The sequence below is a fragment of the Rhodococcus sp. UNC23MFCrub1.1 genome (assembly GCF_000686025.1).
GTDB lineage: Bacteria > Actinomycetota > Actinomycetes > Mycobacteriales > Mycobacteriaceae > Rhodococcoides.
On the sequence record NZ_JMLQ01000012.1, the window covers coordinates 20,921 to 34,957 of the forward strand.

Below are 14,037 nucleotides of genomic sequence, written 5' to 3' on the forward strand. Positions count from 1 at the left end.
TCCCCGCGTCAGCCCATTGACTCGGCGGATGCCGGGCCCCACGACGCCAACATCGGAAGTGCCCGAGCAGTGGACGACTCGGGCTCGACGGTGTAGATGATCAAGCGTTGCTCCGGATCGAGGGGCGACACAAGAGATTCGATGCCGAACGCGAGTCGGCCTACCACGGGGTGAGCGATCATCTTGTCGACGGACGTGCGATCCGCTACGCCGTGATCATTCCACCACCGGGCGAAGTCTCCACTTGCCAGACGTAATTCGTCGATGAGAACCGTCAATCGGGCGTCCGCGACGTGGCGTCCGACTTCGTAACGCATCGCACCCACCGCGGCCGACGCGTAATCGGACCAGTTGACGATTCGTTCCCTCGCACGCTGATCCAAGAAGAGCCAGCGCACCAACACGGCGCCCGCGTCTATCTCTGCCCCCAGGACTGCCCGCGCCAGCGTGTTGCACGCCAGGATCTCCGAGCGGCGCCCTAGGACGAGCGCAGGAACGTGGTCCATGATGGTCAGCACCCGGAGAAGACCAGGATCGGGACGCTGCGCAGACTCCCACGCACTCGAGCGTTTCCGGCGAAGCGGAGCGGCGAGATTCCGGAGGTGTGCGTCCTCGATCTCGTCGAGGCGCAAGGCCCGGCTCAAGGCGTCGACGATGTCGTCGGTGACCGTGTGCTGGCGACCCTGCTCCAACCGGCTGTAGTGGTCGCGAGCACCGCGAGCACCGCGAGCTCCTCCTTGCGCAGGCCCGGAACGCGCCGCGGTCCGGGGAACGGCGCAATCCCCGCCGTTGCCGGCGTGAGTGCGTCACGTCGGGACCGGAGGAATGCCCCGAGTGCGGATCTGTCTGCTGGCACCCTGCCGAGACTACGGAGACTTCCCGGACACTGCCTGGTCACGGCGTGACCAGGCAGTGCTCGCCCTGGTGCGTTTTGTGATCGCACTGTGGACTGGTCGTCATGAGCAACCCAACGAATCTGTCCGACCGCACCGCCGTCGTCACCGGATCGACAAGCGGAATAGGCGCCGCTACCGCCCGCGAACTCGCGGCCCGTGGCGCCCGCGTCGTGATCACCGGGCGCGACGCCGATCGTGGTGCGCATCTGGTCGCCGAGATCGAAGGCGCCGGCGGATCCGCCGCGTTCGTGAACGGCGATCTCGCCGCGTCACCTGCCGACCTGCGTGCGCTGGCCGCCGCGTGGACCACCGCTCTCGACGGGCGGGTCGACATCCTGGTGCACAACGCGGCACTCTGCCCCGCCGTCGACACCGTGTCCCTCACCGACGCCGATCTGGAAGCGACACTTGCCGTCAACGTCCGGGCACCGCATGTTCTCACCGCAGCCCTGGCGCCGGCAATGGCCGAACGAGGCACCGGCGCGATCGTGGTCATCGGATCGTGGATGGCCACGGTGGGCCATGCATTCGTCGGCCTGTATTCCGCCACGAAAGCGGCCGAAGCTCAGCTCGCTCGAAGCTGGGCCGCCGAGTTCGGACCGCAAGGGGTGCGAGTGAACACTGTTGCGCCGGGCGCCACGCGCACTCCGATCAACGACTCGAGTAGCGGCGTCATCAGTCAGATGACGGCCGGCATTCCGGCCCAACGTCCGGGTAGGCCGGAAGAGATCGCGTCGGCCATCGCGTGGGTGGTCTCGGATGAGGCGGCGTACCTGCACGGGGCGACGATTCCGGTGGACGGTGGCATCACCGCAACCCGTTAGGCGGCGGTGGCTGAGGTTCTCGTGGAGTGCACCTTTGCAGTTCGCCGAGTGACCCGCCGCGCACGGCTACTGTCGGACCGGTGACCTCGACGTGGACGACCGCAGACATCCCGGATCAGACGGGGCGGCGTTTCGTCGTGACCGGCGCCAACAGTGGCTTGGGTGCGGCCACGGCCCGAGCCCTGGGTGCTCGTGGGGCGGAGGTGGTACTCGCGTGTCGCAATACCGACAGGGGAGAGGATGTCGCCCGCGAGATCGGGCCGACTGCGACCGTTCGCGAGCTCGATCTCGCCGATCTGGCCTCCGTGAGACGCTTCGCCGACGCAACCGAGCCCTTCGACGTCCTGGTCAACAACGCCGGTGTGATGGCGCTGCCGCAGAAGAAGACGGCCGACGGTTTCGAGATGCAGTTCGGGACCAATCACCTCGGCCATTTCGCGTTGACCGGACTGCTCGTCGACCGCATCTCCGACCGGATCGTCACGCTCTCCAGTCTCGCGCACACGAGCGGACACATCTCGATCGACGACCCCAACTTCGAGCACCGCCGCTACAGTCGCTGGGCTGCCTACGGCCAGTCCAAGTTGGCGAATCTGTTGTTCGCGTACAAGCTTCAGCGGCGCCTGTCGGAAGCGCGCTCCTCGGTCGTCTCCGTCGCGGCGCATCCCGGTATCTCGTCCACGAACCTGGCGTCCCATACCGAATCCGCCCTGGACAAGATTTTCTCGTTGGGAGCGGGCGTCATCGGTCAGAGCTCGAACATGGGAGCATTGCCGCAGCTGTACGCGGCGACGGTCGCCGGCGTCGAGGGAGGCTCGTACATCGGACCCGACGGGTTCCGGGAGATGCGCGGCCATCCGACAGTCGTCTCGTCCAGTAAGCGTTCGCGCGACTTGAAGCTCGCGACCGCCCTGTGGAATCTGTCCGAGCAGCTGACCGGGGTGAGCTACACGAGCCTGCGCCGGGACCCGCCGATTGTCTGAGGGTTCCCTGCCCGGGGGCAGCACGCTGCCGAGATGCTGGTCACCATCTGTCGCGTCACAGCGGAGACCGGCTTTGAATCGGACTCGTGAACCGCGTGGTTCCGGCGGACCAGCCAGCACTCCGTGCAGGTCCGCCACGGTCCAGGGGAGTCCAGGCACCTGCGACAACTGCCGAAATGCCGCTCGATGTCACGAGTTGTCACAACGTGTTCGTCACTCGTTCGATGGACTCGGGTGGTCATGGGTGGACTGTGCGCATGAATATCCACGACGGTCGGTGGACCTCCGGAGACTTCTGTGGACGGACACCGCTCGCTTCATGTCGACGTCGGAGGCGTGGAGCGTGCTGACTGCGCCCCGCACAGTGCACCGCTCGCTTCGGAATTCTCACCTGTTCACTCTTTCTGCGTGTTGTCGTGTCGTTGGCGTTGTCTGGTTCCGTAGGCGGCTTCCTTGACTGCGTCGTCGTCCTCGAGGCCGGATCCGAGGGCGCCGCCGATGGTGGCGATGGAGGCGAGGAGCCAGCTGAGTTCGAGGTAGTCGGCGACGGTCGCGCTGTGCCCGAGGGTGGAGGACAGGACGTGCGCTCGGAGGGAGAGCCAGGCGGTGAAGAGCAGCAGACCGAACAGGGCGATGTGGAGGACGGCGACGCCGGTGGTGAGGGTGATGACGGTCGCGGTGTTGTAGAGCCTGGAGCGTTCGCGTTCCTCGTCGGATTCGGGCCGTTCCCACAGTTCGTGGTCGATGACGAGCCAGAGGATGAGCGCCACCGTCGACAGGATCGTCGCCGCACAGAGGCGCCATCCGCCCATGGTGTCGGCGAACGACCAGATGGTGCTGGTGGACAATGCGAATGCGCCGGTGGCGAAGGCGCCGACGAGCACCTTGGACAGGCCGGTGACCAGCCGCCAGGGCCGGTTGGCTCGCACCATTCCGGAGACCAGTCGGAGCGTGCGCAGTCCCTTCGGTGCGAGGTACCGGGTGCTGGTCTCGTGCTGTTCGGAGGGGAATCGTCTCGCGGCGCTCGTCGGTGCGAGTTCGGGTTCGCCGAGGATGCGTGCGAGGGCGAGTTCGACGACGGTGGTGACGCGTCGAGTGAGGTCGATGCCGCCGACGGCGGCGATGGAGATCAGTGCGAACTTGTGATCGGCGCTGACCTCGCCGATGACGGGGACGGTGTTGTCGCGGCGGGGGAGGTCGGTGAGGTAGACGACGATGTCCTCGTGGTCGGAGTCGGTGTCGACGGTGTCGATCACGTCGTCGAGTGAGGCGTGTTCGTCGGATACGAGGGGTTGTCGGCGCACGGTGGTGGTCCATCGGCGGGGCGGTGATCCTCGTTCGGTGAGGCGTTGGGGTAGGTGGTCGGAGAGGTGCTCGGCGAGGTCTGCGGGTTTGCCGGGGTCGGCGATGAGCAGTACCGATACGCCGTCTCCCGCTGGACGGGTGGGTCCTTTTTCGGTGTGGGTCGTGGTCTGTCATCGCCCGGTGCTACCCGGTCGAGACAAGTCGAAACGTCCGAAAGACGAGCAGACCGTCAGCTGTCCGACCTTCGCCAGGGAGCTGACCGACGACGTGTGCGATCACCCGCGGGCGACCCGACTGCAGTGACGCCGATCGTCAGCTGACCCCAGGGTCGCAGAGGCTTCGGGGCGGCGAGAACATTCACTACAGGGGGGTGGTTCCGTGGGCGGCGGGGGCGGGACGCCCGAGGTGATACCCCTGCAGGAGATGGGCGCCGAGACGGCGGACGGTGCGCAGTTCGGCATCGGACTCGACGCCCTCGAACACCACGGTCATGCCGAATTGCTCGGCAAGGGTCACGGTGCCGGCAGCGATGGCTGCACGCAAAGGATCGGTGTCGATGTCGTGGGTGACGAACGCGTCGATCTTGATCATCTCGGGTCGGACGGTGATCACCTGCCGGAGCCCGGACTGCCCGGCGCCGACGTCGTCGAGGGCGATGACCACACCGGCGCCGCGTAGGTCGTTGACCCGTGTGAGGACGGTGTCGATCTCGTGGATGTGGGTGCGTTCGGAGACCTCGAGGATGATGCGACGATGTCGGGCGGCGTGGCGCAGCGGCTCGGCGAGCAAAGGGTCGTCGGTGAGCGCGGCGGGGGAGAGGTTCACCGCGAGGAACATTCCCGGCGGGAACGATGCCGCTTCGTTCAGAGCGGAGAGCAGCGCGGCGCCTTCGAGTGCCCCGGACAGTCCGCTCTGCGCTGCGGTGTCGAACCACTCCGCGGGGCACGCGGTTCCGGTGGGGAACCGCGAGAGCGCTTCGTAGCCGACGACGTTCAGGTCTGCGGCGTCGACGATGGGTTGGAACACCATGGTGGGTCCGCCGCGACGTACAAGGTCGCAGATGTCATCAGCGGTGACCGGCCGCTGCTGGGCGCGGCCGGAGCGGCTTCCGTCCCCGTCGAAATCAGTCACCGGGAACGCTTGCTCGCACACGGCGCCGCACCGGCGGGCGGAACGAGCTCACGTGGACTGCAGCCTGCGGCGCATCGTGTCGGGTCTGAGAGATGAGGACGTGGTACCCCCCATTCGCAGAACGGATGCACCACCCCTGAAAGGGTGACAAGCACAAACTCTGCTGGCCATGCCCGCCGTAGGAATGACGTCCCGTCACGCCGAAAGCGGCACGCCGGAACCGGCTACGCACCGGGACGGTGGGGACACGCGTGGTGATTGCCGAGGACGGCTCGGGAACTGACACCCTCCGAGTAGCACCGACGATGCGGCCCTGCTCACGATGCCCATTCCCGGGCAGCGTCGCGGCGACCTCGCCGCCGAGGACCGGGGCGATATATTCGGCCGGCCCCGATTCGTTCAACATGTCAGCAGTGAAGCAGGCACCCGCGCCAGGCAATGCGTCGGGTCACGACCACTCCTGAGCCTCATGCCCGATTGCACGAAGATCGTCGACTCGCTCAGTTCGGGGAAATGCCGGAGGCGTGCTCGTGCGCCACCTGTGAAGTCACCGGACGAGAGGAATGGCGGCCCTCCGGCCCTGCCCGCACGCCGCCTCCGATCTGATGTGCGGGCAGGGCCGGATCCCCCGGTAGGACGCGCCGCGACCCTCCCGCGACACCGGGACAGTCGTCACCACGCAGCGGGTTCGCCGGGGGCCGGTCGAGGTCGCCGGCGAATGGTGACCCGCGATCGACATGCACTGGTCGGACCTTTGAGAATCATCCTCTCTCGGTGCGGTCGAGAATCAATCGAGTGGCTTCTCGAGGTGCGTCCCACTGCGGAAAGTGACCGCATCGCTCGAACCAGTGCAGAACGGCATCGGGGAACAGCTCCGAAGCGCGCGCCGCTTGCTTCGGCACTGTCACCAGATCTCGTCGTCCCCAACCGATCGTGACCCGCCCGGGCACTGTGCCGGGCGAGGCGCCTTCCTGCTTCGGCCCATGGATGAGGGCATCGAGAGCGGCCCCGGTCGACGGGGAGTCGGCGAGCCCTCGCACGTCGGGCAACACGGTGTCGCGCGGGAGCGCCCATGGCCGCGCGGACAATTGAGCGAGCAGCAGGGTCCTTCCCGCAGGGTTGCCCAGAAGTGCAGGCAGGAAACGCCGCAACAATTTGACAAGGGCTATCGACGGCCGGAGTGTGGCGCCGAAGACAGCACGTTCGCGGTCGCTCCAGAAACCGCCGGGGTCGAGTGCCACGGTGTCGCCGCCGACTCCCCGTCGAGCAAGTTCGAGGACGATTCGACCGCCCATCGACTGACCGGCGGTGGAAATGCCACCCAGATCGTGTTCGCGAATGAAGTCCGCGACGGAGTCGGCGAGAGCAGCGATCGATACTTCGCCCGTCAACGGCGGCGTGTCGCCGAACCCCGGTAGGTCGACCGCGATGACGTCACGGTGTTCCGCCAGTTCGTCGATGATCGGGGACCAGGATCGCCATCCGACGCCCAAGCCGTGCACCAGCAACAGCGGGCTGCCATGTCCGAATCTGACATAATTTAGCGTCATATACTTGACGGTACGCGAATGCCCGGTCGACGCACGGGTTCCGGAAGACCGATGGCACCCGCTCACCCAGCGTTCGAGTCGGCCACTCTTCGCCGGGTACGACTGTTCGGGACCACGTCCCCGGCGTGGCGATTCGCGTTCGCTGATGATCTCGAGATGCCCCGGAGGCGACAGCGCGTCTTCGCGTTCCGGCTCGTCCCGCGGTGAGAACGCAGGTACCTGTCCGGGTCGTCGAGGCCGCGTGCGCGAGGCAGCCGGTCGGCTTCCGGCGAGGTTCAGACGAGAGTCGTCCGGCCCATCACGTCGACGTCCCCGACCGGCCCCGAAATTCGACCACCGTGGACCCCCACCCGAGGCTTCCGACACGTGCGTCGGCCCCGACGGACTCGGCAATCAGCTCGCGCACTTCGGCTTCGGTGCGTCGCCCGGATCCGTACAGGCACAGTCGGACCAAGTCGTCTTCGGTGTCGTGATCGTCGGTGGTCGCCGGGTCGAGCACGTCGGTGACGAGGACGACCCTGCGCGCGGACGTGGCAAGCATCGACAGCAGCAGGAGGGCGTCAGCGTCCGGGAAAGCGTCGATGAGGTCGACGGCGATCGCGAGGTCTACGAGGGATCCCGACGGGGTGATATCGGTGGAGTCGATGCAGTGCACCGCACCGCGCCGCTCGTCGGCCACGTCTGCCAGGTTCCGGCGGTTGCGGTCGGGATGTCCGACGAGCGTGATCTCGAGGTCGGGACGTTCCCGTACGAGGGTGTCGGCGTAGACGCCTGCCCCGTCGCCGTGGAGTGCGACCGTCCGGACTCCGTCGAGATCGACCGCGTCGGGCAGTGCGGGAGCGCGGTAGACAGCGGAGAACGCCGCTTCCTCGTGGAACTCGTCCGCGACACCGGGCTCGGCCATCTTGTCGGCGAAACGATGTGTCGCAGCGGGTGTCCCGGTCCGGATCGTCTCGGTGAGTCCGAGGAGCGACAGTTCGAGTCGGGTGTGGATCCTGTCGTCGTGCAGCGATTGGTTGAGAAACGCGTCCGGGTCGGCGAGCAGGGACCCCATCTCGGTGAGGGCGCAACGCTGACCGTCGGTGGTGAGAAAGTCGAGCAGCACGAGGTGCCGCACCAGCTTCGCCGTGGCGCCGGGGTGAGTGCTGCATGCTGCGGCGATCGCGTCGACGGTGTCGGCGCCGCCGTCGACAGCAGCGAACACCCCGAGCGTCACCGCGGTCCTGATCACCAGCGGGGTTGCCAGGTCCGCCATCTCGTGCAGGCGCGCCGCGGCGTCCCTCGCCTGGCCGCTCTCGGCCGGGGACGCGTCCGTTCGTTCCTCGCGTCTACGCCAGTACCCGGCGATCTCGACGAACTTCTTGTCGATCTGCTTGTCCTGCCTCGCCCATCGACGTAGTGGCGTGATGGTCTGTGCTTCGCCGGCCACCCACAGGTACGGCTGCCCGGGTCGCCACGGCGCCGTTCGGACCGCGTCGACGAGCCGGGAGTCGCCTCCGGCTTCGGACCGGTACAGCCAGGTGATGTCGACGTCGGCAGCCGAGCGCAGCTCCTGCCGGTGCGAGCGCTCGGCCACTTCGACGACCACCGTCGCCGGCAGATCAGCGGGCAGCATCTCGAGGCAGTGCGCGATGGCGGGCAGGGCGGTCTCGTCGCCGGCGACGAGCATCCACTCCACCTCGCGCGGCAGGCTCGCGGAGTGTTTCGGTCCGGCGATCAGCACCGTGTCGCCGGGCTCCACCGTCCGGGACCACGTCGCGGCGAGTCCGCCCTCGTGGGCTGCGAAGTCCAGCACCATCTCTCGCTCGGCCTCGTCGAACCGGCGCACGGTGTACGTCCGTGCGTACGGGAACGATCCAGAGGGCCAGTCGACGGTGCCGTCGTCCTGATTCCTGGGAACCGGGAACGGCAGGGTCCCGGTGACCGGGTCGACCGGAAGAATCTTGACGTCGTCGTCGAATCCGGTGGTCCGCACCGGAGGCAGCTCGACACCGTCGCGCACGTGCCGGTCCATCGACGGCCCACCCACCACGACCCGTCGCATCCCGGGGGTCACGTCCTCCACCCGCAGGACATCGAATTCTCGCATGCAGATCCGAAAGACCTGAACGTCGCGCACTGTGCCCGCCATAGGAATCCCTACCTCCTGATCCGTTCTCACCGGGTGGCACTGCTACGCGGCGAACGTCTGCTGGATCTGGTCCAGCGTGGCCATGACGCCGTCGTAATCGGGTCGGTAGCTCGTCGCCGGCAGCTCGTAGACCGTGTCGGCAGCGAAGGCCGGCAACACCGCGTAGGCCGGATCCTGCGTCAGCTGCTCGAGGGTGCGCCCGGCAACCGGGACGACGAACATCACCGGGGCGGTGGCGACGGAACCGAGAAGTTCCGGGCTGACGATGAACGAGTCCCCGGAACCGTACAACTCCGGATTCCCGGCCTTCGTGAGAATGTCGTCGGCTTCGAAACCGACCTCCGACAACAACGTCGGCAATGCCGCGGTCTGCGGAATGAAGGAGGGTTCATTGGTGCTCAGCGACAGGAAATAGGCGACGGGAGACCCGGGAACGGTGATGGAATCCCTGACATCGGCGACCTTGTCCTCGTATGCCTGCAGTAGAGAGTCGACCTTGTCGCTTTCCCCGGCGGCGTCGGCGACTGCCGCGAGTTCGCCTTGCCAGGTGGTGACCGTGGACGGGATCAGCACGGTGGGTGCGATCGCGGCGAGCTGATCGTAGGCATCATTGGCCAGGACGGAGGAGTAGCCCTGCCCGCCACCGATGATGAGATCAGGTTCGGCCTGCGCAATGGCTTCGATGTTCAGCGATTCCCCCGCCGGCAGTTCCACTGTGCCCCGGGCGGAAGCCTTGTCGGCCCACTGTGGAGGGAAGCCGCCGTCGAGGTTGGTCACACCGAGCAGTCGGGTGTCGGTGATGGCGACGGGCGCGTCGAGTGTGTAGAGGTATCCGGCGAATCCGGCCGAGAGGACCGCGATGCGCTGGGGGTCGGCGGGCACGGTCACCTCTCCTTTGTCGGTGGCGATCACGCGGGTCTCGCTCGGTGTCGGCTCGACAGTTGCAGCGGTGTCATCGGCGGTCGAACTGCACGCGGACGCGCCGAGGACGACGAGCGCCATCGACGCAGCGGCGACGAAGCGGACGCCTCGCCGGCGAAGGGGGGAGTGCACCATGGCGAATCCTTTCGAGAGCACTGTCGTGCGTGTCATGGTTGTGTCGAGGCCGCGATACGCACCTCGTTCCCAGGGCGGGCGTAGATGGCGGTCCGCGCGCCGTCGATGTCGTGGACGCGCACCCGGGTATCGAACACGTCGCTCAGGATGTCGTCGTGCATGATCGCGCCGGCGGGCCCGCTGACGACGATCCGGCCGTCCCGCATCGCGACGATGTCGTCCGACCAGGCCGCTGCGAAGTTGATGTCGTGCACCACGAGCACGATCGTGCGCCCCAATTCGTCGGCCGCGCGTCGGAGATGGCCCATCATCGCCACCGAGTGCTTCATGTCCAGATTGTTCAGCGGCTCGTCGAGCAGGACGTACGGAGTGTCCTGCGCGAGAACCATGGCGACGAACGCCCGCTGGCGTTGACCACCCGATACCTGGTCAAGGTGGCGCCCGGCGAGGGTGTCGAGGTGCAGGAAGTCGAGCGCACGGTCGACGTGTTCGTGGTCGTGTGCGCGGAGTCGGCCGCCGCAGTGCGGGAACCGGCCGAACGAGACGAGCTCGCGGATGGTGAGCCGCGCGGTCAGGTGGTTGTCCTGGCGCAGCACCGAGACGATGCGGGCCAAGTCTCTCGTGGCCGTGTGCTGCACAACGGCGTCTCCGATGGTCACGGTTCCGGTGGTCGGCTCGAGCAGTCTGCCCATGATCGAGAGCAGGGTCGACTTGCCCGCTCCGTTGGGCCCGACGACCGAGGTGATGCCACCCTCTGCGATGGTGCCGCTGACCGGTCCGAGCACCGTCTCGCTCTGGTAGGTCTTCGAGACGTCCGAGAACGTGATCACAGTCTGCCTTTCCGGAGGACGACGATGAGGAAGAGCAGTCCACCCGCGAATTCGATGACGACCGTGAGGAAACCGGCCGCGTAGAAGATGTGCTGCATGACGAACTGTCCGACGACGAGCGTGAGCATGCCGAGCACGAATGCCATCGGCAGCACGTACTGGTGCTTGTAGCTGCCGGTCACCTGATAGGCCATCGTCGCGACGATGAAGCCGAAGAAGGTCATCGGCCCTGCCAGCGCGGTGGAGAACGACACCAGCAACGCCACCAGAACGAGCACGAGCGTCAGTTCACGCTTGTGGTCGACGCCGATGGTCGTCGCGGAGTCACGGCCGAGCAGCAGAGCATCGAGCCGGAAGCGTCTGCGCCACAACACCACTCCCACCGCGACGCACACCGTGAACGCGAGGGGAAGCATGCCCGGATCCACCCCGCTGAGGCGACCGAACAGGCGAACGGACAGCAGGTCGTACTCGGTGGGGGAGAGCAGACGCTGCAGGAACGTCGAGAGGCTGTCGAAGGCCAGCCCCAGGACGACGCCGACGAGCAGCATCGTGAAGAGACTGCCGAGGCGACCGGAGAAGAGCCAGCGATAAAGGATCGTGGCGAACAGGACCATGGTGAGGGTCTGTGCGATCACCTTCGGGGTGCCGTCGGTCCGTGCGATGACGGAGCCGCCGAAGACGAACACCATGACGGTCTGCATCAGCACGTACAGCGAGTCGAAACCGACGATGGACGGAGTGAGCAATCGGTTGTCTGTGACGGTGTGGAAGACGACGGTGCCGAGCCCGTGGGCGAAGGCCGCGACGGCCATGGCGCCCAGCATCGTGGCGCGACGTTCCACCGCGAACTCGAAGGAACCCCGGACGAACAGGAGAAGGAAGCAGGCGATCGCCCCCGCCAGCACCGCGGAGGCCACGAGAAGTCGTCGTCGCGGACGTGGTCGCGAGTCGGTGCGCACCGGCGTCGGCATCGAGGGTGATTCACGCAAGAACATGACGTTGCTGCCTCACCACGAGAAGGACGAAGACCGCGGCGCCGAGCGCGCCGAGAATCACCGAGGCCGGAATCTCCATGGGCGCGACCACCGTGCGCCCGATCAGGTCGCAGGCCAGCAGCAGTCCGACGCCCAGCACCGCCACCCACGGAAGGTTCCTCCGTACGTCGTCTCCCAGGACCATGGACACGATGTTCGGCACGATGAGGCCCAGGAACGGGATGAAGCCGACCACCACGCTGGTGACACCGGTGCACACCGCCACCATCGCGACGCCGAGCACGACGGTCGCGTCGTAGTTCAGTCCGACCGTGGTGGCGAGGTCCTTCCCGAGGCCGGCGACGGTGAAGCGGTGCGCGAGCAGGTAGACGAGCACGGCGATGACGACGACGGCCCACAAGGGTTCGTAGAAACCGCGCACGATGCCGCTGAATCCGCCGGACCGCCACGCGGACATGGACTGCAGCAGGTCGAATGTGCCGGCGAGGAAGGTGGTGATCGCGCCGACGACGGCGCCCAGCATGATGCCGACCAGGGGGACCACCAGTTGTTGTTCCAACGAGATTCGACGCAGGACGCCGACGAACAACATGGTGCCGACGAAGGCGAACGCGGTGGCGATCAGCATCTTCGGCATCGGCCCGAGATTCGGCGCCAGCAACAGGGCCGCGAGAATGCCCAGCCCCGCCCACTGGCTCGTGCCGGCGGTGGTGGGCTCGACGAACTTGTTCTGAGTGATCATCTGCATGACCACACCGGACACCGCCATCGCGACGCCGGCGAAGATCAATGAGAGGGTCCGCGGGACGCGGGAGATGAGGAACATCTCCCGCGCCACCGGGTCGGTGAGCAGTGTGCCGAGCGAGATGTCGAACTCGCCGACGAGCAGCGACGCCGCGACCAGGGCGGCGGTGACCACCGCCGTGCCCAGAAGTGCTGTCCTACGATGCATTCGAGAAGGCATCCGCGAGCTGCTCGTACGTCTCGGCGTGCGCCTGGATGCTCTCGCGCGTGTAGAAGTAGGGATCGAGGTAGACGATCTGGTCCTCGGACGCGAACGTGGTGCGGGCGAACGCTTCCTGCGCATCGATCACCGACTTCGCCGGAGCTGCACCGGGTTCGCCGGCCGCGGCGTCGCGGTCCAGCACGATCATCCACTCCGGGTTCGCCGCGGCGACGGCCTCCGGCGCAAGGCCGGAGTCGCCGTGCACGTCGCCGGCCTCACCGGCGAAGACGTCGCGCAGGTTCAGCGGTTCGATGATCCGACCGATCCGTCCGGCACCGTTGTCGATCTTGCCGCCCGAGACGACGGACAGGAACACCGACTGGCCGGTGGTCCGCTCCGCCGCGTTCTCCTCCGCGGCGTCGAGAGCCGCGATGATCTCGGCCGCCTGCTCCTCGCGGTCGAAAACGACGCCGAGAGAGGCGGTCTGGCGCTTCAGCGACTCGACGTAACCACCCTCGGCATCGTCGGACGGCGCGATGTCCAGCGTCGGGGCGATGCGACCGAGTTCGTCGGTGTACTCCGAGAAACGGTAGCCGCCGACGATGAGATCGGGTTCCGCCTCGTTCACGATCTCCAGGTTCGGCTCCCTGTGCGTACCCACGTCGAGGATGGCGTCGTCGTCTATCCAGTCCTCGAACCCTTCGTACGGCATGATCGGCTTGGGCAGCGCCACCGGTTCGACGCCGAACGCGCGCAGGGTCTCCAGCGAGGTGTTGTCGAGGGCGACGACACGCTGCGGGTTCTGGGGGACCTCGACAGGTCCGGTGGCGGTGTCGATGGAGACGGTGGTGGCGGAGTCCGCGGACGTGGTGTCGTCGGTGCTGCAACTCGCGAGCGCGCTCACCGTGATCACGGTGGCGAGCAGGGCGAGGATCGTGGTCTTCGGGTTCTTCACGAGTCTCCAGGGGTGAGTTCTTGACCGAACCTTTACCCGCTGGAGAATAGCTACTTAGGTAAGGCTACGCAAACCTATCCTGCTGGCTGTGACGGTCTCAGCGGCCCGCGCGTGAATCGGCGTCCTGTCTGAGCCACCAACATGTCACCCCGTACAACGCTCCGAGCCACACGGCTGCCACCGTCAGCATGCCGCTGAGGCTTTTGCTGCCGGAGAACATCGCGACGGCGATAGCGACGATCAGCACGGCATAGCTGGTGGCCACGACTATCACTCGGAATCCGGACCGGCCCACTGCGGTGCGGCGGTCGGCGAGGGAGGCGCTGAGAACGGAACTGCTCATGATCAAGGCATACTCTTCCGTCCGAACCGGGGAGCGTTCGACGCGCTCGCAAGGGGGCGCACCACGCGCAGTTCAGATCAACGGGTCCA

The 14,037-nt window shown here is 66.8% G+C and carries 13 protein-coding genes; 2 read left to right on the top strand and 11 right to left on the bottom strand.

The genetic code is table 11. The features are described 5' to 3' along the window. Positions 1-8: 8 nt before the first annotated feature. On the bottom strand, positions 9-692 hold the full coding sequence (locus BR07_RS25790; protein WP_197027858.1) for an MmyB family transcriptional regulator: 684 nt from the start codon (positions 690-692) through the stop codon (positions 9-11). A 266-nt stretch (positions 693-958) separates the two neighbouring features. Between BR07_RS25790 and BR07_RS0120845 the strand changes: the two genes are divergently transcribed. Both BR07_RS0120845 and BR07_RS0120850 read left to right on the top strand, forming a co-directional pair. Continuing rightward, positions 959-1,720, top strand: coding sequence for an SDR family NAD(P)-dependent oxidoreductase (locus BR07_RS0120845; RefSeq protein WP_027507072.1), 762 nt, complete (start codon positions 959-961; stop codon positions 1,718-1,720). 80 nt (positions 1,721-1,800) lie between these two features. Then, positions 1,801-2,703 (top strand): oxidoreductase, encoded by a 903-nt coding sequence (locus tag BR07_RS0120850; RefSeq protein WP_027507073.1) that lies wholly within the window; start codon positions 1,801-1,803, stop codon positions 2,701-2,703. Positions 2,704-3,098: 395 nt separating this feature from the next. Here the strand turns inward: BR07_RS0120850 and BR07_RS25795 are convergent, their stop codons facing one another. The 10 genes from BR07_RS25795 to BR07_RS0120905 form a co-directional block, all read right to left on the bottom strand. Continuing rightward, a complete protein-coding gene (locus BR07_RS25795; protein WP_051613659.1) occupies positions 3,099-4,118 on the bottom strand; it encodes a hypothetical protein in 1,020 nt (339 codons plus the stop codon). Positions 4,119-4,368: 250 nt separating this feature from the next. Beyond that, positions 4,369-5,139 carry an EAL domain-containing protein gene (locus BR07_RS25800; protein WP_155957130.1) on the bottom strand — a complete coding sequence of 257 codons (771 nt, stop codon included), beginning with the start codon at positions 5,137-5,139 and terminating at the stop codon, positions 4,369-4,371. 761 nt (positions 5,140-5,900) lie between these two features. Then, on the bottom strand, positions 5,901-6,689 hold the full coding sequence (locus BR07_RS0120865; protein ID WP_027507074.1) for an alpha/beta fold hydrolase: 789 nt from the start codon (positions 6,687-6,689) through the stop codon (positions 5,901-5,903). 298 nt (positions 6,690-6,987) lie between these two features. Then, the gene (locus BR07_RS0120875) at positions 6,988-8,778 is read right to left on the bottom strand and encodes a siderophore-interacting protein (RefSeq protein WP_231476466.1); all 1,791 of its coding nucleotides are present in this window, start codon (positions 8,776-8,778) and stop codon (positions 6,988-6,990) included. An 84-nt stretch (positions 8,779-8,862) separates the two neighbouring features. After that, positions 8,863-9,876: an ABC transporter substrate-binding protein gene (locus tag BR07_RS0120880; RefSeq protein WP_027507076.1), complete on the bottom strand. Its 1,014-nt coding sequence runs from the start codon at positions 9,874-9,876 to the stop codon at positions 8,863-8,865. A 32-nt stretch (positions 9,877-9,908) separates the two neighbouring features. Beyond that, on the bottom strand, positions 9,909-10,706 hold the full coding sequence (locus BR07_RS0120885; RefSeq protein ID WP_027507077.1) for an iron ABC transporter ATP-binding protein: 798 nt from the start codon (positions 10,704-10,706) through the stop codon (positions 9,909-9,911). Beyond that, positions 10,703-11,704 (bottom strand): iron chelate uptake ABC transporter family permease subunit, encoded by a 1,002-nt coding sequence (locus BR07_RS0120890; RefSeq protein ID WP_081821454.1) that lies wholly within the window; start codon positions 11,702-11,704, stop codon positions 10,703-10,705. The genes BR07_RS0120885 and BR07_RS0120890 overlap by 4 nt, the downstream gene beginning before the upstream one ends. Continuing rightward, entirely contained in the window at positions 11,691-12,656 is a 966-nt protein-coding gene (locus tag BR07_RS0120895; RefSeq protein WP_027507079.1) for an ABC transporter permease, read from the bottom strand. The genes BR07_RS0120890 and BR07_RS0120895 overlap by 14 nt, the downstream gene beginning before the upstream one ends. Beyond that, a complete protein-coding gene (locus tag BR07_RS0120900; protein ID WP_037187156.1) occupies positions 12,646-13,605 on the bottom strand; it encodes a siderophore ABC transporter substrate-binding protein in 960 nt (319 codons plus the stop codon). Before BR07_RS0120900 ends, BR07_RS0120895 begins: the two co-directional genes overlap by 11 nt. 97 nt (positions 13,606-13,702) lie before the next feature. Further along, positions 13,703-13,948, bottom strand: coding sequence for a hypothetical protein (locus BR07_RS0120905; RefSeq protein WP_155957131.1), 246 nt, complete (start codon positions 13,946-13,948; stop codon positions 13,703-13,705). Between the last annotated feature and the right edge of the window lie 89 nt (positions 13,949-14,037).

What these genes read in the sequence shown, in the direction of transcription:
- BR07_RS0120845 (WP_027507072.1), top strand. Translation starts at nt 959, where the DNA reads ATGAGCAACCCAACGAATCTGTCCGACCGCACCGCCGTCGTCACCGGA.
- BR07_RS0120865 (WP_027507074.1), bottom strand. Translation starts at nt 6,689, where the DNA reads ATGACGCTAAATTATGTCAGATTCGGACATGGCAGCCCGCTGTTGCTG.
- BR07_RS0120875 (WP_231476466.1), bottom strand. Translation starts at nt 8,778, where the DNA reads ATGCGAGAATTCGATGTCCTGCGGGTGGAGGACGTGACCCCCGGGATG.
- BR07_RS0120880 (WP_027507076.1), bottom strand. Translation starts at nt 9,876, where the DNA reads ATGGTGCACTCCCCCCTTCGCCGGCGAGGCGTCCGCTTCGTCGCCGCT.
- BR07_RS0120890 (WP_081821454.1), bottom strand. Translation starts at nt 11,704, where the DNA reads ATGTTCTTGCGTGAATCACCCTCGATGCCGACGCCGGTGCGCACCGAC.
- BR07_RS0120895 (WP_027507079.1), bottom strand. Translation starts at nt 12,656, where the DNA reads ATGCATCGTAGGACAGCACTTCTGGGCACGGCGGTGGTCACCGCCGCC.
- BR07_RS0120905 (WP_155957131.1), bottom strand. Translation starts at nt 13,948, where the DNA reads ATGAGCAGTTCCGTTCTCAGCGCCTCCCTCGCCGACCGCCGCACCGCA.